Consider the following 19,393-nt stretch of genomic DNA (forward strand, 5'->3'; position numbering starts at 1 on the left):
GTAGGACATGAGCAGAAAACCCCTGATCATCGATTGTCACGGCCACTACACGACCGCGCCGCAGGCGCTGGCCGATTGGCGCGACCGGCAGATCGCCGGCATCCAGGATCCGGCGCAGCGGCCCAGCCCGTCGGACCTGCGCATCGACGACGATGCGCTGCGCGAAAGCATCGAAGCCAATCAGTTGCGCCTGATGCGCGAACGCGGCTCCGACCTGACGATCTTCTCGCCGCGCGCCAGCTTCATGGCCCACCACATCGGGGACTTCCAGGTGTCCAGTACTTGGGCGGCGATCTGCAACGAACTCTGCCACCGGGTCGCGACGCTGTTCCCCGACCAGTTCGTCATGGCCGCGATGCTGCCGCAGTCGCCCGGCGTGGACCCGGCCACCTGCATCCCGGAACTGGAAAAATGCGTCAAGGAATATGGCGCTGTGGGGATCAACCTGAACCCGGACCCGTCGGGCGGTCACTGGACTTCTCCGCCGCTGTCGGACCGGTCCTGGTACCCCATCTATGAAAAGATGGTGGAATACGACATCCCGGCGATGATCCACGTGTCCACCAGTTGCAACCCGTGCTTCCACACCACGGGCTCGCACTACCTGAATGCCGACACCACGGCCTTCATGCAGTGCCTGACCTCGGACCTGTTCAAGGACTTCCCGACCCTGCGCTTCGTGATCCCGCATGGCGGCGGCGCGGCGCCCTACCATTGGGGCCGTTTCCGCGGGCTTGCCCAGGCGCTGAAAAAGCCGCTGCTCGACGAGCACCTGCTGAACAATGTGTTCTTCGATACCTGCGTCTATCACCAGCCGGGCATCGACCTGCTGACCCGCGTGATTCCGGTGAAGAACGTGCTGTTCGCTTCCGAGATGATCGGCGCGGTGCGCGGCATCGATCCCGAGACCGGGCACCATTTCGACGACACGAAACGCTATATCGAGGCGGCCGCGACGCTCAGCGACGCCGACCGTTTCCAGATCTACGAGGGCAACGCGCGCCGCGTGTATCCGCGCCTGGACGCCGCCCTGAAGGCCAAGGGCCTGTAAACCCCAGGAGAAAGACGGACATGAGCATTCCCCTCAACCAGCTCGGCATCGTCCATCGCACGATCCAGCGCGCCGATCCCGCCGCCGTCGAACAGCTTGCGCGCTTCGGCGTGGCGACCATCCACGAGGCCATGGGACGCGTCGGCCTGATGAAGCCCTACATGCGTCCGGTCTGGCGCGGCGCGCGGATGTGCGGCACGGCGGTGACCGTGCTGCTGCAGCCGGGCGACAACTGGATGCTGCACGTGGCCGCCGAACAGATCCGGCCTGGAGACGTGGTCGTGGCCGGCTGCACCGCCGACAGCACCGACGGCTTCTTCGGCGACCTGTTGGCCACTTCGTTCAAGGCGCGCGGCGCGCGCGGTCTGATCATCGACGGCGGTGTGCGCGACGTCGACACCCTGGAATCCATGGACTTTCCGGTGTTCAGCCGCGCCATCAGCTCCAAGGGCACCATCAAGGCCACCCTGGGCTCGGTCAACATCCCGGTGGTATGCGCCGGAGCGCCGGTGAATCCGGGCGATGTGGTGGTGGCCGACACCGATGGCGTGGTCGTCGTGCCCGCCGCCGTCGCCGCCCAGGTCGCCGCCAAGGCCCAGGCCCGCGAAGACAACGAAGGCGCCAAGCGCGAGATCTTCGCTTCGGGGGTGCTGGGACTAGATTACTACAAGATGCGCGAAGGCCTGGAAAAGGCCGGGCTGAAGTACATCGACTGAGGACTCATGATGACGACCGTCGAAACCTTCACCAAGACTCCGGGCTGGCTGGATTATTACGATGGCCCGAGCCGGCCGCGTTTCCGCCTGCCCGCCGGCGCGGTGGACGCCCATTGCCATGTGTTCGGCCCCGGCGCGGTGTTCCCCTACGCGCCGGAGCGCAAGTACACGCCTTGCGACGCGCCCAAGGAAGCCTTGTTCGCCCTGCGCGATCACTTGGGCTTCGAGAAGAACGTGATCGTGCAGGCGACCTGCCACGGCTCCGACAATCGCGCCCTGGTCGACGCGCTGCGCGCGTCCGGTGGCCGGACGCGCGGGGTGGCGACCGTCTCGCGCGACGTCACCGACGCCGAACTGCGGGACATGCACGAGGCCGGCGTGCGCGGCACGCGCTTCAATTTCGTCAAGCGCCTGGCCGATTTCACGCCGCGCGAAGTGCTCGCCGAGATCGCCGCGCGCATCGCCCCGCTGGGCTGGCACGTGGTGGTCTACTTCGAGGCCCAGGACCTGCCAGAACTCTACGATTTCTTCACCACGCTGCCGACCACGGTGGTGGTCGACCATATGGGCCGGCCCGATGTGACGAAACCCGTGGACGGTCCGGAGTTCGGCCTGTTCATGCGGATGATGCGCGAGCACCCGAACGTCTGGAGCAAGGTCAGCTGCCCCGAACGCCTCAGCCAGTCCGGCCCGCCGGCCCTGAACGGCGAGCAGGACGCCTATCGCGACGTCGTGCCCTTCGCCCGGCGCCTGGTCGAGACCTTTTCCGACCGTGTGCTGTGGGGCACCGACTGGCCGCACCCGAACCTGAAGTCCCACATGCCCGACGACGGGCTGCTGGTCGATTACATCCCGCGGATCGCGCCGACGGCCGAACTGCAGCGCAAGCTGCTGGTGGACAATCCGAACCGCTTGTACTGGAGTTGAGCCATGTCCCTGAACAAGCCCTATACCGACGTGCCCGGCACGACCATCTTCGACGCCGATCAGTCCCGCAAGGGTTATCACCTGAACCAGTTCTGCATGTCGCTGATGAAGGCCGAGAACCGCGACCGGTTCCGCGCCGACGAGCGCGCCTACCTGGATGAGTGGCCCATGACCGAGGACCAGAAGCAGGCCGTGCTGGCGCGCGACCTGAACCGTTGCCTGGAACTGGGCGGCAACATCTATTTCCTGGCCAAGCTCGGCGCCACCGACGGGCGTTCCTTCCAGTACATGGCCGCCAGCATGACCGGCATGACCCAGGAAGAATACGCCGCGATGATGCTGGCCGGCGGCCGGAACATCCAGGGCAATCGCCGCACCGGAGAAAAATGATCATGAAGCAGACCCATGCCCGCATCAGCGCGAGCGTCTACACCTCGCACGTGCCCGCGATCGGCGCGGCCATCGACCTGGGCAAGACCGGCAATGACTACTGGGCGCCCCTGTTCAAGGGCTACGAGCCGTCCAGGCAATGGATGAAGGACAATCGACCCGACGTCATCTTCCTGGTCTACAACGACCATGCCACGGCATTCAGTCTGGAGATGATCCCGACTTTCGCGATCGGTTGCGCGGCGCGGTTCAATCCCGCCGACGAGGGCTGGGGCGCCCGTCCGGTGCCGCCCGTGATCGGCCACCCGGAACTGGCCGCGCACATCGCCCAGTCGGTGATCCAGCAGGACTTCGACCTGACCATCGTCAACAAGATGGACGTGGATCATGGCCTGACCGTGCCTCTGTCGCTGATGTGCGGCCAGCCCGAGGCCTGGCCGTGCCCGGTCATCCCCTTCGCCGTCAATGTGGTGCAGTATCCCGTGCCGTCGGGGCGCCGCTGCTTCGAACTGGGCCGCGCCATCCGCCGCGCCATTGAAAGCTACGACGAGCCCCTGAACGTGCATATCTGGGGCACGGGCGGCATGAGCCACCAGTTGCAGGGACCGCGTGCGGGCCTGATCAACCGCGAGTTCGACAACGCCTTCCTGGACCGGCTGATCGCCGACCCCGCCGGCCAGGCGGACGTGCCGCACATCGACTACGTGCGCGAGGCGGGCTCCGAGGGCATCGAGCTGGTCATGTGGCTGATCGCCCGCGGCGCCATGGCGGACGTGGCGGGCGGCCCGCCGCCGCGCGTCGCGCACCGCTTCTACCACGTGCCGGCCTCGAACACGGCCGTGGGCCACCTGATCCTGGAGGAACAACAATCGTGACCGACCGTACCCTGAAAGTCGCGCTGGCCGGCGCCGGCGCCTTCGGCATCAAGCACCTGGACGGCATCGCCCGTATTGATGGCGTGGAAGTCGTCTCGCTGATCAGCCGGGATCTGGAAAAGACCCGCGCGGTTGCGCAGAAGTACGGCATCGGCCATGCCGCCACCGACCTGGACGAGGCGCTGGCGCGCCCGGAGGTCGACGCCGTGATCCTGTGCACGCCGACCCAGATGCACGCGGCCCAGGCCATGGCCTGCCTGCGCGCGGGCAAGCATGTCCAGGTCGAGATTCCCATGGCCGATTCCCTGACGGACGCCGAGGCCCTGGTCGCGCTGGCGCGCGAGACCGGCAAGACCGCCATGTGCGGCCATACGCGGCGCTTCAATCCCAGCCATCAGTACGTGCATCAGCGTGTCGAGCGCGGCGAATTCCACATCCAGCAGATGGATGTGCAGACGTATTTCTTCCGCCGCACCAACATGAATGCGCTGGGCGAGCCGCGCAGCTGGACCGACCACCTGCTGTGGCACCATGCGGCGCACACGGTCGATCTGTTCGCCTATCAGTGCGGCAGTCCCGTCGTACGTGCCCACGCGGTGCAGGGGCCGATCCATCCGGAACTGGGCATCGCCATGGACATGTCGATCCAGCTCCAGGCGGCCAACGGCGCCATCTGCACGCTGTCGCTGAGCTTCAACAACGATGGCCCGCTGGGAACCTTCTTCCGCTACATCGGCGACACGGCGACCTACATCGCCCGCTACGACGATCTGTTCACAGGCCGTGACGAGGCCATCGACGTCAGCCGCGTGGCCGTGTCGATGAACGGCATCGAACTGCAGGACCGTGAATTCTTCGCAGCCATCCGTGAAGGGCGGGAACCGAACGCCAGCGTGGCCCAGGTCCTGCCGTGCTACCGGGTGCTGCATGATCTCGAGCAGCAACTGTCCGGCCAGCCGGCCCGGGCGTGATCCATCCTTCCATCCCTATCCATACCAACAGGAGCGAGACCATGAAATTCAGCAAAACCCTAGGGGCGGCGGCCTTGGCCTTCGGCCTGACCACGGCCTTTGGAGCGGCCCGGGCCGCAGACCTGAAGATCGGCATCGTGATGCCGATGTCCGGACCTTTCGCCGCCCATGGCAAGCAGATCCAGCATGGCATCGATCTGTACCTTGCCGAGCATGGCGATACGGTCGCCGGCCGCAAGGTCAAGATCCTCATCAAGGACGACACGGGCATCGCCCCGGCGGTGGCCAAGCGCCAGGCGCAGGAACTGCTGATCAAGGACAAGGTCGACATCCTGGCCGGCTTCACCCTGACGCCCAACGCCTTCTCCGTCGCGCCCCTGGCGACCGAGGCCAAAGTGCCGATGGTCGTGCTGAACGCGGCCACGTCCTCGATCACCGAGAAATCCCCCAACATCGTGCGGGTTTCCATGACCCTGCCGCAGGACACGGCGCCGATGGCGCAGTGGGCCTACAAGAACGGCATCCGCTCGGTCTACACCCTGGTGTCCGACTACGGTCCGGGACATGACGCCGAGCAACAGTTCCAGAAGACCTTCACCAGCCTGGGCGGCAAGATCGTGGGCGAGGTCCGCACCCCCGTCAACACGCCGGATTACGCGCCGTTTCTGCAGCGCGTGAAGGACGCCCAGCCCGACGCCGTGTTCTTCTTCGTGCCCAATGGCGAACAGGGCGTGGCTCTGGCCAAGGGTTACAAGGAACGCGGCCTCGACCAGGCCGGCATCAAGGCGCTGGCCACGGGCGACGTGACCGACGAAGACGTGCTCGACGCCATGGGCGACGCGGCGATCGGCATGATCACGTCCTTCCACTATTCCGCCGCGCACGACTCGCCGGAAAACAAGGCCTTCGTGGCCGCCTATCACAAGGCCTTCCCCAAGGATCGTCCCAACTTCGTGGCAGCCGCGGGCTATGACGGCATGAACCTGATCTACAAGGCCCTCGAAAAGACCAAGGGCGACGCCAGCGCCGATGCCTTCATGGCGGCGGTCAAGGGCATGAAGTGGACCAGCCCGCGCGGCCCGGTGGAAATCGATCCGGAAACGCGCGACATCGTACAGAACGTCTACATCCGCAAGGTCGAGAAGGTGGACGGCGTGCTGCAGAACGTCGAGTTCGACAAGATCGAGGCCGTCAAGGACCCCGGCAAGCAGAAGTGATCGCCGGCCCGGGCGCGGCCCCCGTCCCGATGGCGGTGGCCGGCGCCCGGGCGGTCCGGAACCGGATCCCTCCCAGTCCTGGAATCAATCATGACTATTCTCTTTGACGGCATCGCCGCAGGCATGCTGCTGTTCCTGATCAGCGTCGGCCTGTCGGTGACGCTGGGCCTGATGAATTTCGTCAACCTGGCTCATGGCGCTTTCGCCATGCTGGGAGGCTATGCCTGCGTCGTGCTGCTCAACGACTACGGCGTCCCGTTTCTGGCGACGCTGCCGGCGGCCATCCTCGTGCCCGCCCTGGCCGGCATCGTGCTGGAACGCACCCTTTACCGTCGCCTGTACGCGGCCTCTGATCTGGACCAGGTGCTGTTTTCCATCGGCCTGGTGTTCATGTCCGTGGCGGCCGCCCACTATTTCTTCGGCGCCCAGCAGCAGCCGCTGCACCTGCCGGAATTCCTGAGCGGCCAGATCCATCTGCCCGGCGTGGACGTCGGCGTCTATCGCCTGTTCCTGATCGCGGCCGGCCTGGCGGTGGCCGTGCTGCTGCAGTGGTCCGTGATCCGCACGTCTTTCGGCGCGCGCCTGCGCGCGGCCGTGGACAACCAGCGCGTCGCGCGCGGCATGGGCATCGACGTCAATCGCGTCTTCAGCCTGACCTTCGCCCTGGGCTCCGCACTGGCCGGCCTGGGCGGGGCGCTGGGGGTCGAGATGCTGGGGCTGGATCCTGAATTCCCCGTGAAATACATGGTGTACTTCCTCATCGTCGTTTCCGTGGGGGGCAGCGGCAACATCCTCGGCTCGCTGTATGCCGCCATCCTGCTCGGCGTGGCCGACGTCGCCGGCAAATACTATGTGCCGCAGATCGGCGCCTTCATCATCTATGCCGTCATGGTGGCGACGCTGATCTTCCGCCCCCATGGCCTGTTCGGCCGTCCTCACAAATAGGCCCCGACATGACGACCTCCAACCCGATCGGGACGCCGTCCCATCCCCATCCCGGCGCGGCGGCCGCGCTCGACCGCTATCGCCGCTCGGCCCGCTGGAAGCCGCTGGAATACCTGTTCTGGTGCCTGCCGGTCCTGGCGTATTTCGCCTTCCCGGGCAATTATCTGCTGCTCAGCCAGATCGCCATCACCAGCCTGTTCGCCCTGTCGCTGGACCTGATCTTCGGCTATGCGGGGATCATTTCACTGGGCCACGCCGCCTTCTTCGGTGTGGGCGCCTACACTGTGGGCCTGCTGGGCTCGAACGGCTACGGGGACCCCCTGCTGGGCCTGGTTCTGGCGGCTGCGGCCGCCGCCGCGCTGGGTTTTCTCAGCAGCTTCCTGCTGCTGCGCGGCAGCGATCTGTCGCGCCTGATGGTGACGCTGGGCGTTGCGCTGATGCTCTACGAACTGGCCAACAAGTTCACCAGCGTCACCGGCGGGGTGGACGGCATGCCGGGCGTCGAGATCAAACCGATCCTGGGCCTGTTCGACTTCGACATGTTCGGCCGCGTCGGCTATGTCTATTCGGTCATCGTGCTGTTCGTGCTGTTCTGGTTCGCCCGCCGTCTGGTGCATTCGCCATTCGGCCAGAGTCTGCGCGGGATTCGCATGAATGCCCTGCGCATGCCGGCGCTGGGCGTGCCCGTGAACCGCCGCCTGGTCACGGTCTACACCATCGGCGCGGGCTATGCCGGAGTGGCCGGCGCGCTCCTGGCGCAGACGAATGCCTTCGTCTCGCTGGACGTGCTCAGCTTCCAGCGTTCGGCCGACCTGCTGCTGATCCTGATCCTGGGCGGGGCGGGACATCTGTACGGCGGATTGCTGGGCGCCATCGTCTTCGTCATCGCCAACTATCTCTTGTCGGACATGAATCCCCAGTACTGGCAGTTCTGGCTGGGCCTGATCCTGGTGCTGGTGGTGCTGTTCGCCCGGGGCGGCATCCTGGGGACGGCAAGACTATGGATCGAATCTTCACGCCAACGCGCCCAGTCGCGCGCCCGCACGGAGTCCCCCTCATGAGCCCCGTCCTGCAGACCCACGGCCTGGTGCGCCGCTTCGGCGGTTTCGTGGCCACCGACCATGTCGACCTGTCGATCGCGCCCGGCGCGCGACATGCCCTGATCGGACCCAATGGCGCCGGCAAGACCACCCTGATCAACCTGCTGACCGGCTACCTGGAGCCCAGCGAAGGCCGGGTCGAACTGATGGGGCGCGACGTCACGCGTATGCCGCAGTACGAGCGCGCCCGCCTGGGGCTGGTGCGCACCTTCCAGATCAACCAGTTGTTCATGGACATGACGGTGCTCGAATCCGTCGCGCTGGCCGTCAGCGAGCGCAGCGGGCTGGGCACGCGCTGGTGGCGTCCGCTGTCCGCACGGGGTGAGGTCATCGATGAAGCCGCCGCCATCCTGGAGCGTCTGAAGCTGTTGTCCGACGCGCATGCGACCACGCGCAACCTCGCCTATGGCCGCCAGCGCCTGATCGAGATCGCCTTGGCCCTGGCGCTGCGGCCCAAGGTCCTGCTGCTCGACGAGCCCGCGGCGGGCGTGCCGACCGGTGAGAGCCAGGAACTGTTCGAGACCATCGCCCAGTTGCCGCGCGACGTCACCATCCTGCTGATCGAACACGACATGAACCTGGTTTTCCGCTTTGCCGAACGCATTTCCGTCCTGGTGTCGGGCGCGCTGCTGCTCGAGGATGCCCCCGAGGTGATCGCGCATCACCCGCGCGTCAAGGAAGTCTACCTGGGAGAAGCCCATGTCTGAGCTCTTGCGCCTGGAAAACGTCTGGGCGGGCTACGGCGACGCCGTGGTCCTGGAGGACCTGTCCCTGTCGCTGGCGGCCGGCGAGAGTCTGGCGCTGCTGGGGCGCAACGGCATGGGCAAGACGACGCTGCTGGCCACCCTGATGGGCGCCACCCGGTTGCGTCGCGGCCGCATTGTCTTCCAGGGCGAGGACATCGCCCACGTGCCCAGCCATCGTCGCGCCCGGGCCGGCCTGGGCTGGGTGCCGCAGGAACGCGATATTTTCCGTTCCCTGACCGTCGAGGAAAACCTGACCGTGGTCGCCCGTCCGGGCGAGTGGACCCTGGAGCGGGTCTACGCCATGTTTCCCCGATTGCGAGAACGCCGCGCGAACCTGGGCAGCCAGTTGTCGGGCGGCGAGCAACAGATGCTGGCCATGGGCCGGGCGCTGATGCTCAACCCCAAGGTCCTGCTGCTGGACGAGCCTCTCGAAGGCCTGGCGCCCCTGATCGCCCAGGAACTGCTGCACATCATCGACCGCATGGTCTCGGAAGGCCGCATGACCGTCATCCTGGTCGAGCAGCACGCCCGCCAGATCCTGCCGATCACGCGCCGGGCCCTGGTGCTGGAGCGCGGCCGGGTGGTCTATTCGGGAGACAGCGCGGAACTGCTGCGCGATGGCGCGGCGCTGGATCGCTGGCTGGGCGCGGGCTCCACGGAAGCGGATGCCGCGCCACGCAAGGCCCCGGCCGAGCGCATTCCCGCCATCGAGGCGATTCATGACGAGCACCGGGCCCTCGCGGCCATCCTGAACGGCCTGTCGCACATCGTGCAGGACATCGAGGACGGCAAGCTCGAGCCGGACTATACCCTGTTGGCCAGCATGATCGAATACATCGCCGAGATGCCCGACAAGCTGCACCATCCCAAGGAAGACCGGATTTTCGCCCTGCTGCGGACCAAGACGCGGGACGAGGACGAGTACCTGGACCGGCTCGAGGCCGAGCACCGGGACACGGTCCACGCCACGGGGCGCCTGGATCGCGCCCTGGTCAGCTATGTACAGGGCGGGGCGGCGAACTTCCCGGGTTTCCGGGACGCCGTGCGCGCCTATATCGCCGACGAATGGGTGCACCTGAACACCGAGGAGCGCCATATCCTGCCGGCGGCCCGAAGACTGTTCGACGCGGACGAATGGGATGCGATCAACGCCGACTTCGTGCGCAATGGAGATCCCTGGTCCGGTCCGGGCAATCGCTATGCGGATCTGTTCCGGCGCATCACCAGTCTGGCGCCGGCGCCCATCGGCGTGGGCGGCCAGCCGCCGCGTTGAGCGGGGCGGATCGGGCTGCGCCCGATCCGAAAGGACTGTCCTGCGTCCAGGCTCATTTCCGGCGGTGCAGGGTCAGATGGCAGAGGCCGCCCAGCACCAGCCCCCAGAAGGCGCTGCCGATGCCCAGCAGGCTCATCCCCGAGGCCGTCGCCAGGAACGTCACCAGCGCCGCGTCACGGTGTTCGGGCGCCTGCAGCGCGTCGTGGATGCTGCCGCCCAAGGTGCCCAGCAGGGCCAGTCCCGCGATGGCGGCGACCAGCTCGTGCGGGAAGGCGGCGAACAGTGCCACGACCGTGGCGCCGAAGAGGCCCGTGAACAGGTAGAAGATGCCCGCCCAGACCGAGGCCTTGTAGCGTTGGGTCGCGTCCGGATCGGCGTCGGGGCTCATGCAGATGGCGGCCGTGATGGCGGCCAGGTTGAAGGCGAAGCCGCCGAAAGGCGCGAGCAGCATGCCCGTCGCCCCCGTCCAGGAGATGAGCGGCGAGGCGGGTACGTGCGTATAACCGTTGGCGCGCAGCACGGCCAGGCCGGGGACGTTCTGAGAGGTCATGGTGACGATGAACAGCGGCAGCGCCACGCCCACGAAGGCGGGGAATGAAAATTCGGGCGGCATCCAGACCGGCCGGGCGGGCGTCCAGTCGAGCCCGGACAGGGACAGTCCGCCCTGCAGGGCGGCGCAGACGATCCCGGCGGCCAGGGCCAGGGGGACGGCGTAGCGTGGCAGGGCGCGCCGGGCCAGCAGAAAAGCGGCCAGCATCACGCACACCAGCAGGGGACGGCCCTGCATGGAGACGAACAGATCCATGCCGAAGCGCAGCAGGATCCCCGCGAGCATCGCCGAGGCCAGGTGCCGGGGCACCCAGTCCATGATCTTCTGGAACCAGCCCGTGAGGCCGCACAGCGTGATCAGGGCCGAGCAGGCGAGGAAGGCGCCGATCGATTGCGCCAGGCCGATGTCGCCCAGGCTGGTCGCCAGCAAGGCGGCCCCGGGGGTGGACCAGGCCGTCAGTACGGGGGCACGCCAGGCCAGCGCCAGGCCGATGCACGTGACACCCATGCCGATGCCCAGTGCCCACATCCAGGAGGCCAGCTGGGCGCCGTGCGCGCCGGCGGCGCCGGCCGCCTGGAACACGATGGCGACGGAGCTGGTGTAGCCGACCAGGACGGCAATGAAGCCGGCCGAGATGTGCGAGATCCGTAGCCAGCCAGCGATCCCTCCGGCTGTCGTGTCCGCGTTCATGCGTTTCCTTGTATGTGGGTGCGGCAAGCAGGCGCAAGCCTGCACGGCGGGGTTTTTTTTGCCGCAGGGCCGCTCCAAGGCAAAAAACGCCCCCTTGGGGGATGAGCCTGGACATGGGGCAGTCCCTGCGGACTGCGCCATGCCAGACGAATCCAAGCGGCATGCAGGCCGCGAGGTGGACAGCAAGCAGGCGCAAGCCTGCGCGGCGTGGGGGCCTCTTTTTGCCGCAGGGCCGCCCCAAGGCAAAAAGCGCCCCCTTGGGGGGCAGCAAGCAGGCGCAAGCCTGCGCGGCGTGGGGGCCTTTTACGGCGCAGCCTGGGTGATGCTGTGGGCCCAGGTGAAGGCCTGCTGGACCAGCGGGTCGAGCTGCTCGGCGGTGACCCCCAGCTCCCGCAGCAGGGGCGCGGGGTCTTCTTCCGCGTCGCGGTCCGAGGGGAAGATCAGGGTGGCCAGGCGCAGGTCCGGACCCAACGCGCCTTCGCGCCGCAGCAATGCCTCGCGCACCGGGACGTCGACGCGGACCTGCGACAGCAGATCCTGCATGGTGCCCTGGAATAATTGGTCCATGATGGACAGGATGCCGGTGGTGAAGGCGGCCTCCGCGCGCACGGTCTGCTCGGGGTGGACCAGGGTGGACAGGGCTTCCATCAGGTGCGCCCGCGCGCTGGCCTGCAGCAGGATGGGCGACAGGTAGCCTGCCGGTCTGCCGGCTTCGGTGTACATCAGCACCTGGATCCAGCGCTGCAGTTGTCGGCGGCCCAGCAGCATGATGGCCTGACTCAGGGATTCGACCTCCTGGCTCAGGCCGAAGGCCGGGGTGTTGACCATGTCCAGCAGCGTCTTGACCAGTTCGGGGTCCTGCTGCAGGCAGGCCTGGATTTCCGGCGCCTCGCCTTCGCCCATGATCAGCGTGACCAGGCGCAGCAGGGTCTTCTGGCGTGGCGTGAGGGCCGTCGTCGGCGTCAGGTCCATGGGCCAGTGACCCTGGAACAGGGTGAAGCCCAGCAGCATGAAATTGTCGTGCGTCGCCTTGTCGGGCGTGTCCACGGCCATCAACTGGCGGCCGGCCTGCTTGTGCTGGAAGCTCTGGCGGAAGATATCCGCCTTGGTGCTCAGTTTGGGGTCGAAGCGCACGACCTTGCAGAACGGCAGGATCGCCTCGCGGCCGGGCTGGGCCGCGAGATCGCCGCGGATGGAAAATTTCGTGCCGCCGTGGGCCAGGCTTTGCAGCGTCTGGATCAGTTCGGGCGTGATCTCGAGCGGGTCGGGGAATTCGAGAAAGGTCCGGTGGCGCGGCAGCATGTGCGCGAAGGTGTTTTGCAGCAGGCCCGGCGTGCCGTCGATCCAGTGCGGGGCGTAGGCGAAGAAAGCGCTGGCGCCGTGCGCGCGCGCGGTCTCGATCAGGGCGGCTCCGGTGTCCATGTCGGGCTCCTGCGGCTCGGCCCACAGGACACGCAGCCGGTAGCCGGCCAGGCCACGGTTCTGATCCAGGATCGGTTCGCGCCGGATCAGGCAGGGGGGTGGGGGGGCGGATGCGTCGGCCGCGGCTTCCGTGGACGAAGCGGTCGTCAGGTCGGGTTCCATCGAATCTCCTTTTCTGCGGCTGCGGCGCTTCCCGCGAGATTGGATCGCGCGCAGGGACGGTCTTGTCTTTTGTATTGTTGAAACGGGAATCTTGAACTGTACGGGAGCCGTCTGGCCGATAGCGGTTCGGGTACCGTCAAGGATTGTACTGTGCCCGCCGTCCCAGGTCAGCATCGCATCGTGGCTTTATCGACACGGCGCATGGTGACGGCCCTGGACCGGTGCTGGACTACAATCGGCGCATCGTTCCGTTGGAGAAAACCATGCCTGGATTGCTGCCCAATGTCGACCCCGAGGGGTTGCTGGAATATTCGGTGGTTTACACCGACCGCGCCCTGAACCACATGTCCGCGTCATTCCAGCAGGTGATGCGCGACATCTCGCGCACCCTCAAGTCCGTTTACGGGGCGCAGGCCGCCATCGTGGTGCCGGGCAGCGGCACCTTCGGCATGGAGGCTGTCGCGCGCCAGTTCGCCACCGGCCGGCGCTGCCTGGTGATCCGCAACGGCTGGTTCAGCTATCGCTGGAGCCAGATCTTCGAGGCCGGCCGCATTCCGTCCGAGGAACGCGTGCTCAAGGCCCGTCCGGTCGAGGCAGGGGACCAGCCTTTCTTTGCGCCGCCGCCCGTGGACGAGGTCGTCGCCGCGATCCGCGAATTCAAACCCGAAGTCGTCTTCGCCGCGCACGTCGAAACGGCCTCCGGCATCATGCTGCCCGACGACTACATCCGCCAGGTCGCGGATGCCGCACACGAAGCGGGCGGCCTGTTCGTCCTGGACTGCATCGCTTCGGGCACGATGTGGGTAAACATGCGTGACGTACACGCGGACGTGCTGATTTCGGCGCCGCAAAAAGGCTGGACCTCGTCGGCCTGCTGCGGCCTGGTGATGCTCGGCGAGGCCGCCCGCAAACAGATCGAAACCACGCAGAGCACCAGCTTCGCCTGCGATCTGCGCAAGTGGCTGGGCATCATGGAAGCCTACGAAAAGGGCGGTCATGCCTACCATGCCACCTTGCCCACGGACTCCTTGACCGTATTGCGCGATGTGATGGCGGAAACCGAGGCCTACGGCACCGACCGGGTCAAGGCCGAACAACGCCAGCTGGGCGGGGCCGTGCGCGCGCTGCTGCGCGAACGCGGCTTCAAGAGCGTCGCCGCGCCGGGTTTCGAGGCCCCGGGCGTGGTGGTCAGCTACACCACCGACGACGGCATCCACACGACGCGCAAGTTCGCCGAGGCCGGGCTGCAGGCCGCCGCCGGCGTGCCGCTGGCCTGCGACGAGCCCGCGGGCTTCAAGACTTTCCGCCTCGGGCTGTTCGGCCTGGACAAGCTGCACAATGTCCAGCGCACCGTGGACACCCTGGCCGCGGCGCTGGACCGGATACGGATCTAGGGCTTCAGGCGCCGGCGCCGTCCAGCCCCATTTGCCAGAAGTCGACCTCCAGGCGGACGGCGTCGCGGAACGTGGCCGCCAGGCCGTCCAGGCGTCCGGCGGTCTGGCCGCTCAGGCGGGCGTCCAGCCAGTCGCGCTCGGCCTGAGCCGCCGCCTGGAATTCCTCGCTGGCGTACATCGCGATCCAGGCTTCGTAAGGGTTGGCCGGCCCCCGCACGGTGAATGCCTGGGTTTCGATCCAGCGGGCGATGTCCGCGTAGCCGACCAGGCAGGGGGCCAATGCCACGTGCAGGTCCAGCAGATCGCCGCGGTGGCCGGCGTCCAGGACATAGCGAGTGTAGGCCATGGTTTCGCGCGCTTCGGGCAGCGCTTCCAGTTCGGCCTCGTCGATGCCCCAGCGGGCGCAGTAGTCCACGTGCAGGCCCATCTCCAGGTCCACGATGGCCTTCAGACTGTCCAGTCCCTGGCGCAGCTCGGCGATCGTGCGGCTCTTGTAGACCGCCAGTCCCCAGGCGCGGGCGAAGTGCACCAGGAACAGATAGTCCTGTCGCAGATAGCGGCGAAAGGCCTCGGCCGGCAGGGTGCCGGCCGCCAGTCCACGCACGAATGCGTGCTGGCGATAGGCCTCCCATTCGGGGGCGCAGCGGCTCAGCAGCGTGGCGAAGGGCGTCGGATCGGTTGAAGTCGTCATGCGGGTCTCCATGGGCGTGCGGACCCGAGTGTAGCCCGTGGGAGGCATGTCGCCGTCCGGAGCCGGCCTACGGTACGATAGTGCGGACGGCGGGGACCGCCTTCCCGCTTGCGGACAAGACCCTCCATGCGATCCAGCATCACCCTCAAGCTGTTCCTGGCCATCCTGGCGACCTGCATCGTCGTGGCGCTCGCCATGGGCATGGCCGTGCGCTACAGCTTCGACAGCGGGTTCGACGATTACATCCGGGAACGCGAGAATCAGCGGCTGGACAGCCTGGCGCTGACGTTGGCGGCCGACTACGTTGAAACCGGTGGCTGGGGTTTCCTGGCCGGGCGTGGCGATCGCTGGGAACGCAGCCTGCGCCTGTCGCGCTACGCGCGGCCGGGCGACCGCGATCGCCGCGGGGCGCCGCCGGGTCCGCCGCCCCGCGTCACGCTGGTGGACGCCGAGGGCGGCTGGCTCGCAGGGCCGCGCGTGCGCCCCGGCGCGGAGCGGATCCGTCATCCCGTCACCGTGGACGGCCGGTCCGTGGGCTGGCTGCTCAGTCCCCCGCCCAGACTCATGGCCGTCAACGACGAGATCGACCAACGCTTCCAGTCCCGGCAACTGCGGGCGACCTGGGTGATCGTCGGGCTGTCCGTCCTGCTGGCGGCCCTGGTCAGCCTGCTGCTGGCGCGCCTGCTGCTGGTGCCGGTGCGGCGTCTCGCCCAGGCCACCCGCCGCCTGGCCGACGGCGATTTCGACATCCGGGTGCGTGTCGGTGCGCCCGACGAACTCGGGCGCCTGGCCCGCGACTTCAACCGCCTGGCGCACAGTCTGGCGCGCAACGCCCGCCTGCGGCGGGAACTGATGGCGGACATGTCCCACGAACTGCGGACGCCGCTGGCCATATTGCGTGGCGAGATCGAAGCCTTGCAAGACGGTCTGCGCGCGCCCGACGAGGCCGCGCTGGCCTCGCTGGCTCACGAGATCGGGCGGCTGCACCGGCTGGTGGACGACCTGCGCGAACTGTCGCTGGCCGATGCGGGCGCCCTGGATTACCGCATGCGGCCGCTGGACCTGTCGGCACTCGTCGAGCGGGCGCTTGACGCGGTGCAGGACCGGTATGCCCGAGCCGGCCTGGCGCTGGAGCGGGACATCGAGCCCGGCCTGCGATTGTCCGGCGACGAACGCCGCCTGGAACAACTGCTGGCGAACCTGCTGGAAAACAGCCTGCGCTATACAGACAGTCCCGGACGCGTACGCCTGCGGGCGGGCCGGCGCGATGGGCGCATCGTGCTGGAGGTCGCCGATACTGCGCCTTCGGTGGCCCCCGACCAATTGCCCCGCTTGTTCGACCGCCTGTACCGGGTGGAGTTCTCGCGCAGCCGGCTCCATGGCGGATCGGGCCTGGGCCTGGCGATCTGCCGCTCCATCGTCCAGGCCCACGGCGGCGAAATCTCGGCGATGCCGTCCGACCTGGGCGGACTGGCGATCCGCGTCGAATGGCCTCTGGCGGATGATCGTGGGGCGGACGCGGCGGACGGTTTTACCGCGATGGACGAGGAGTGAGGCATGCGGATTCTGGTGGTCGAGGACGAACCCAAGCTGGCCGAGGTGCTGCGGACCTACCTGCAGGCGGCCGGCTATGAGGTGCGCTGTGCGGACGACGGCCTGGCCGTCATGCCGCTGGTCATGGACTGGTCTCCCGACCTGGTCCTGCTGGACCTGATGCTGCCCGGGCGCGATGGCCTGGACTTGTGCCGCGACATCCGCGCTAGTCGGTCGATTCCGGTCATCATGGTCACCGCGCGGACCGAGGAGATCGACCGACTGCTGGGCCTGGAACTGGGCGCCGACGATTACATTTGCAAACCCTACAGCCCCAGAGAGGTCGTGGCCCGCGTCAAGGCGGTCCTGCGGCGCAGCGCGGCGGACCCGGCACCGGCCAGGACGCGCGTAGCCGCGGGGTTGGACATCGACGAGGGCGCCTGGAGCGCACGCCTGGATGGCGTGCCGCTGGACCTGACGCCGGTGGAATTCCGCCTGCTGGCGTTGCTGGCCAGCCAGCCGGGACGCATTTTTTCCCGCGATCAGGTGCTGGACGGCCTGTACGACGACCGCCGCGTCGTCACCGACCGGGCCGTGGACAGCCATGTGAAAAACCTGCGCCGCAAGCTGGCCGCCGTGCGGCCGGACGGGGAATTGATCCGTTCCGTCTATGGCGTGGGGTACCGGCTGGACCTTGCAGGATCCGCTGACGCTTCTCCATGAAATCTTCACGATTCGCCCATTTTTTCGCCGCAGTCGGTCCGTAATCTGTCTTCATCGCAGCCCCATCGGGGGGCCGCCGGAAATGAAGAAAGGAAGACCGACATGCACTTTGATCACCTCACCCGCGCCCGTTCGCTCTCCGCCCTGGCCATGGCCACCGCCCTGGTCGCCGCGCCCCTGGCCGCCTCGGCGGCTCCCGGCATGCCGGACGAAGGCGGTCCCCGCCATCACCAGAAGGGCGGCTTCGGCCACCACGGCGCTGATTCCGGCCGTTTCGGCGCGGCCCACGGCCTGCGCGCCCTGGACCTCAGCCAGGACCAGCAGGACCGGATCTTCAAGATCCGCCATGACCAGGAGCAGGCTTTCTACGACAGTGAAAAGGCCTTGCGCGCCGCGCGCGAATCGCTGCGTGACATCGGCCGCGCGGACACTTTCGACGAGGCCAAGGCCAGACAGGCGGCCGACGCCCTGGGTCAGGCCCAGTCCCGGATGGCTCTGCTGCGCGCCCAGACCGACGCGCAGATCCGTGCGGTACTGACGCCCGACCAGCGCCAGAAACTGGCCGACCTGCGCGCGCCCAGGCGCGCCGGGCAGTCCGGCAAATCCTGATCGTTCTGGATTTTCACGGCGCCCGCCCTGATCCGGCGGCCGCCCTTTATCGCGCGAACAGCGTGCCCACCGACTGGAAATGGCGCCGGTAGTAGGGGTTGTCCAGCCGGTCGATGCGGACTTGGCCGCCGGTGGACGGCGCGTTGATGAAACGCCCGTCGCCCAGATAAATGCCCATGTGCGAGTTCGGACGGCCCAGCGTGTCGAAGAACACCAGGTCGCCCGCCCGCAGTTCCCGGCGCGGTACGGGCCGGCTCATGCGGGCGATCTGCTCGGTGCTGTGGGGCAGGGTGGCGCCGGTGGCCGTGCCGAACACGTATTTCACCAGGCCGCTGCAGTCGAAACCCTGGTGGGCCTGCGATCCGCCGTAGCGGTAGCGAGTATCCAGCAGGCTCAGCGCCGTCATGATGACCTCGGTGCGCTGCGCCGGGTCGATGTCGGGGTTGGGCATGGCCGGTCCCCGGCTGCCGGGGCCGGCGCAGGCCGCCAGCCACAGGCACAGCAGGCCGGCCGCCAGCATGCGGATGGAGGTCCATTCCGGGCATGGGCCGGTTCGGTACGCGATGAAGGGCGGGCTGGCCATGGGCGGTGGTGGTCAGGGCCTTAGCCGGCCTTGCCTTCGGGCCAGTAATGGCTGTCGGACAGGGCGCGCGCACCGAAGATCGCCTGGCCCACGCGCACAGTGGTGGCGCCTTCTTCGATCGCCCACTCGAAATCCCCGGACATGCCCATGGACAGCTCGGCGAAGTCCGCGCCCTGCGGGGCGTCCTGACGCAGCCGATCGCGCAGGTCGCGCAGCAGCCGGAAGCAGGGGCGTACACGATTTTCGTCCGGAGAGAACAGGGCCAGCGTCATCAGGCCGCGCACCCGCAGCGCGCCGTAGGCGGGCAGGGCGCGGGCGAAGTCCAGCACCTGTTCGGGCGCCAGGCCGAACTTGCTGGTCTCGCCGGATGTGTTCACCTGGACGAAGACGTCCAGGTCGCGGCCTTCTTCCTGGAGGCGCCGGTCCAGAGCCTCGGCCACGCGCAGGTTGTCCAGGGCCTGGAATTCCCGGGCGAAGCGGGCGACGAATTTGGCCTTGTTGGTCTGCAAGTGGCCGATCACGGCCCAGCCCAGGTCGTCCAGGTCGGCCATGGCTTCCCATTTGGCATAGGCTTCCTGGACCTTGTTCTCGCCCAGCAGGCGGCAACCGGCCGCGTAGGCCATGCGGATGCGGGGTTCGTCCACGGTCTTGCTGACGGGCAGCAGGCGGACTTCGGCCGGATCGCGGCCGGACCGCGCGCAAGCCGCGTCGATGCGCGAGCGGATGTCGGCCAGGTTGGCCTGGATTTCCTCCGGGGTTTCGGCCGTCTGGTAGGCGGGCCGGACGGGGGATGGCACAGCGTTCATTGCAAAGGTCTCGGTCAAG

20 protein-coding genes and 1 pseudogene are annotated in these 19,393 nt (G+C 67.5%); 16 read left to right on the forward strand and 5 right to left on the reverse strand.

Annotation, left to right across the window (positions count from 1 at the left end; all coding sequences use genetic code 11):
- The first annotated feature begins 22 nt into the window (after positions 1 to 22).
- From O4H32_RS10785 to O4H32_RS10840, 12 genes and pseudogenes are all read left to right on the forward strand, one after another.
- Positions 23 to 1,051, forward strand: a complete 1,029-nt coding sequence (locus O4H32_RS10785; RefSeq protein WP_269359152.1) for an amidohydrolase family protein — start codon at positions 23 to 25, stop codon at positions 1,049 to 1,051.
- Between the two features lie 20 nt (positions 1,052 to 1,071).
- A complete protein-coding gene (gene ligK / locus O4H32_RS10790; RefSeq protein WP_269359065.1) occupies positions 1,072 to 1,767 on the forward strand; it encodes a 4-carboxy-4-hydroxy-2-oxoadipate aldolase/oxaloacetate decarboxylase in 696 nt (231 codons plus the stop codon).
- 6 nt (positions 1,768 to 1,773) lie between these two features.
- On the forward strand, positions 1,774 to 2,694 hold the full coding sequence (locus O4H32_RS10795) for an amidohydrolase family protein (protein ID WP_269359067.1): 921 nt from the start codon (positions 1,774 to 1,776) through the stop codon (positions 2,692 to 2,694).
- A 3-nt stretch (positions 2,695 to 2,697) separates the two neighbouring features.
- Positions 2,698 to 3,084 (forward strand): protocatechuate 4,5-dioxygenase subunit alpha, encoded by a 387-nt coding sequence (gene ligA, locus O4H32_RS10800; protein WP_269359069.1) that lies wholly within the window; start codon positions 2,698 to 2,700, stop codon positions 3,082 to 3,084.
- Positions 3,085 to 3,086: 2 nt separating this feature from the next.
- On the forward strand, positions 3,087 to 3,959 hold the full coding sequence (locus O4H32_RS10805; protein ID WP_269359070.1) for a class III extradiol dioxygenase subunit beta: 873 nt from the start codon (positions 3,087 to 3,089) through the stop codon (positions 3,957 to 3,959).
- Positions 3,956 to 4,930 (forward strand): Gfo/Idh/MocA family oxidoreductase, encoded by a 975-nt coding sequence (locus O4H32_RS10810; protein ID WP_269359072.1) that lies wholly within the window; start codon positions 3,956 to 3,958, stop codon positions 4,928 to 4,930. The genes O4H32_RS10805 and O4H32_RS10810 overlap by 4 nt, the downstream gene beginning before the upstream one ends.
- Before the next feature lie 41 nt (positions 4,931 to 4,971).
- Positions 4,972 to 6,147: an ABC transporter substrate-binding protein gene (locus O4H32_RS10815; protein ID WP_269359075.1), complete on the forward strand. Its 1,176-nt coding sequence runs from the start codon at positions 4,972 to 4,974 to the stop codon at positions 6,145 to 6,147.
- A 90-nt stretch (positions 6,148 to 6,237) separates the two neighbouring features.
- The gene (locus O4H32_RS10820) at positions 6,238 to 7,092 is read left to right on the forward strand and encodes a branched-chain amino acid ABC transporter permease (RefSeq protein WP_407932646.1); all 855 of its coding nucleotides are present in this window, start codon (positions 6,238 to 6,240) and stop codon (positions 7,090 to 7,092) included.
- An 8-nt stretch (positions 7,093 to 7,100) separates the two neighbouring features.
- Positions 7,101 to 8,153: a branched-chain amino acid ABC transporter permease gene (locus tag O4H32_RS10825; protein WP_269359076.1), complete on the forward strand. Its 1,053-nt coding sequence runs from the start codon at positions 7,101 to 7,103 to the stop codon at positions 8,151 to 8,153.
- Positions 8,150 to 8,899, forward strand: a complete 750-nt coding sequence (locus O4H32_RS10830) for an ABC transporter ATP-binding protein (protein ID WP_269359078.1) — start codon at positions 8,150 to 8,152, stop codon at positions 8,897 to 8,899. The genes O4H32_RS10825 and O4H32_RS10830 overlap by 4 nt, the downstream gene beginning before the upstream one ends.
- Positions 8,892 to 9,575 (forward strand): annotated as a pseudogene (locus O4H32_RS10835) (ABC transporter ATP-binding protein); the annotation flags it as partial. The gene O4H32_RS10830 and the pseudogene O4H32_RS10835, both read left to right, overlap by 8 nt.
- A 78-nt stretch (positions 9,576 to 9,653) precedes the next feature.
- A complete protein-coding gene (locus O4H32_RS10840) occupies positions 9,654 to 10,211 on the forward strand; it encodes a hemerythrin domain-containing protein (RefSeq protein ID WP_269359156.1) in 558 nt (185 codons plus the stop codon).
- Positions 10,212 to 10,263: 52 nt separating this feature from the next.
- Here O4H32_RS10840 and O4H32_RS10845 read toward each other — a convergent pair whose 3' ends face one another.
- Together O4H32_RS10845 and O4H32_RS10850 are read right to left on the reverse strand one after the other, a co-directional pair.
- On the reverse strand, positions 10,264 to 11,451 hold the full coding sequence (locus tag O4H32_RS10845) for a benzoate/H(+) symporter BenE family transporter (protein ID WP_269359080.1): 1,188 nt from the start codon (positions 11,449 to 11,451) through the stop codon (positions 10,264 to 10,266).
- 303 nt (positions 11,452 to 11,754) lie between these two features.
- Positions 11,755 to 13,035: an EAL and HDOD domain-containing protein gene (locus O4H32_RS10850; protein ID WP_269359082.1), complete on the reverse strand. Its 1,281-nt coding sequence runs from the start codon at positions 13,033 to 13,035 to the stop codon at positions 11,755 to 11,757.
- A 263-nt stretch (positions 13,036 to 13,298) separates the two neighbouring features.
- On the opposite strand from O4H32_RS10850, the gene O4H32_RS10855 reads away from it, so the two are divergent.
- A complete protein-coding gene (locus O4H32_RS10855) occupies positions 13,299 to 14,429 on the forward strand; it encodes an aminotransferase class V-fold PLP-dependent enzyme (RefSeq protein WP_269359084.1) in 1,131 nt (376 codons plus the stop codon).
- A gap of 4 nt (positions 14,430 to 14,433) precedes the next feature.
- Here the strand turns inward: O4H32_RS10855 and O4H32_RS10860 are convergent, their stop codons facing one another.
- The gene (locus O4H32_RS10860; RefSeq protein ID WP_269359086.1) at positions 14,434 to 15,120 is read right to left on the reverse strand and encodes a TenA family protein; all 687 of its coding nucleotides are present in this window, start codon (positions 15,118 to 15,120) and stop codon (positions 14,434 to 14,436) included.
- Positions 15,121 to 15,246: 126 nt separating this feature from the next.
- Between O4H32_RS10860 and O4H32_RS10865 the strand changes: the two genes are divergently transcribed.
- From O4H32_RS10865 to O4H32_RS10875, 3 genes are all read left to right on the forward strand, one after another.
- The gene (locus O4H32_RS10865; protein WP_269359087.1) at positions 15,247 to 16,674 is read left to right on the forward strand and encodes an ATP-binding protein; all 1,428 of its coding nucleotides are present in this window, start codon (positions 15,247 to 15,249) and stop codon (positions 16,672 to 16,674) included.
- Between the two features lie 3 nt (positions 16,675 to 16,677).
- Positions 16,678 to 17,376: a response regulator gene (locus O4H32_RS10870; protein WP_269359089.1), complete on the forward strand. Its 699-nt coding sequence runs from the start codon at positions 16,678 to 16,680 to the stop codon at positions 17,374 to 17,376.
- Between the two features lie 102 nt (positions 17,377 to 17,478).
- Entirely contained in the window at positions 17,479 to 17,985 is a 507-nt protein-coding gene (locus O4H32_RS10875; protein WP_269359090.1) for a Spy/CpxP family protein refolding chaperone, read from the forward strand.
- Between the two features lie 46 nt (positions 17,986 to 18,031).
- Here the strand turns inward: O4H32_RS10875 and O4H32_RS10880 are convergent, their stop codons facing one another.
- Positions 18,032 to 18,568 (reverse strand): C40 family peptidase, encoded by a 537-nt coding sequence (locus tag O4H32_RS10880; RefSeq protein WP_269359092.1) that lies wholly within the window; start codon positions 18,566 to 18,568, stop codon positions 18,032 to 18,034.
- A 20-nt stretch (positions 18,569 to 18,588) separates the two neighbouring features.
- Positions 18,589 to 19,374 (reverse strand): YggS family pyridoxal phosphate-dependent enzyme, encoded by a 786-nt coding sequence (locus O4H32_RS10885; RefSeq protein WP_269359094.1) that lies wholly within the window; start codon positions 19,372 to 19,374, stop codon positions 18,589 to 18,591.
- Between the last annotated feature and the right edge of the window lie 19 nt (positions 19,375 to 19,393).

It is taken from the genome of Castellaniella denitrificans (genome assembly GCF_027214045.1).
Classification (GTDB): domain Bacteria; phylum Pseudomonadota; class Gammaproteobacteria; order Burkholderiales; family Burkholderiaceae_B; genus Castellaniella; species Castellaniella denitrificans_A.

Coding starts and splice junctions, on each gene's coding strand:
- O4H32_RS10795 (WP_269359067.1), top strand. CDS start 1,774: ATGATGACGACCGTCGAAACCTTCACCAAGACTCCGGGCTGGCTGGAT.
- O4H32_RS10875 (WP_269359090.1), top strand. CDS start 17,479: ATGCACTTTGATCACCTCACCCGCGCCCGTTCGCTCTCCGCCCTGGCC.
- ligK (WP_269359065.1), top strand. CDS start 1,072: ATGAGCATTCCCCTCAACCAGCTCGGCATCGTCCATCGCACGATCCAG.
- O4H32_RS10815 (WP_269359075.1), top strand. CDS start 4,972: ATGAAATTCAGCAAAACCCTAGGGGCGGCGGCCTTGGCCTTCGGCCTG.
- O4H32_RS10880 (WP_269359092.1), bottom strand. CDS start 18,568: ATGGCCAGCCCGCCCTTCATCGCGTACCGAACCGGCCCATGCCCGGAA.
- O4H32_RS10830 (WP_269359078.1), top strand. CDS start 8,150: ATGAGCCCCGTCCTGCAGACCCACGGCCTGGTGCGCCGCTTCGGCGGT.
- O4H32_RS10855 (WP_269359084.1), top strand. CDS start 13,299: ATGCCTGGATTGCTGCCCAATGTCGACCCCGAGGGGTTGCTGGAATAT.
- O4H32_RS10805 (WP_269359070.1), top strand. CDS start 3,087: ATGAAGCAGACCCATGCCCGCATCAGCGCGAGCGTCTACACCTCGCAC.
- O4H32_RS10860 (WP_269359086.1), bottom strand. CDS start 15,120: ATGACGACTTCAACCGATCCGACGCCCTTCGCCACGCTGCTGAGCCGC.
- O4H32_RS10845 (WP_269359080.1), bottom strand. CDS start 11,451: ATGAACGCGGACACGACAGCCGGAGGGATCGCTGGCTGGCTACGGATC.
- ligA (WP_269359069.1), top strand. CDS start 2,698: ATGTCCCTGAACAAGCCCTATACCGACGTGCCCGGCACGACCATCTTC.
- O4H32_RS10850 (WP_269359082.1), bottom strand. CDS start 13,035: ATGGAACCCGACCTGACGACCGCTTCGTCCACGGAAGCCGCGGCCGAC.
- O4H32_RS10885 (WP_269359094.1), bottom strand. CDS start 19,374: ATGAACGCTGTGCCATCCCCCGTCCGGCCCGCCTACCAGACGGCCGAA.
- O4H32_RS10870 (WP_269359089.1), top strand. CDS start 16,678: ATGCGGATTCTGGTGGTCGAGGACGAACCCAAGCTGGCCGAGGTGCTG.
- O4H32_RS10820 (WP_407932646.1), top strand. CDS start 6,238: ATGACTATTCTCTTTGACGGCATCGCCGCAGGCATGCTGCTGTTCCTG.
- O4H32_RS10865 (WP_269359087.1), top strand. CDS start 15,247: ATGCGATCCAGCATCACCCTCAAGCTGTTCCTGGCCATCCTGGCGACC.
- O4H32_RS10825 (WP_269359076.1), top strand. CDS start 7,101: ATGACGACCTCCAACCCGATCGGGACGCCGTCCCATCCCCATCCCGGC.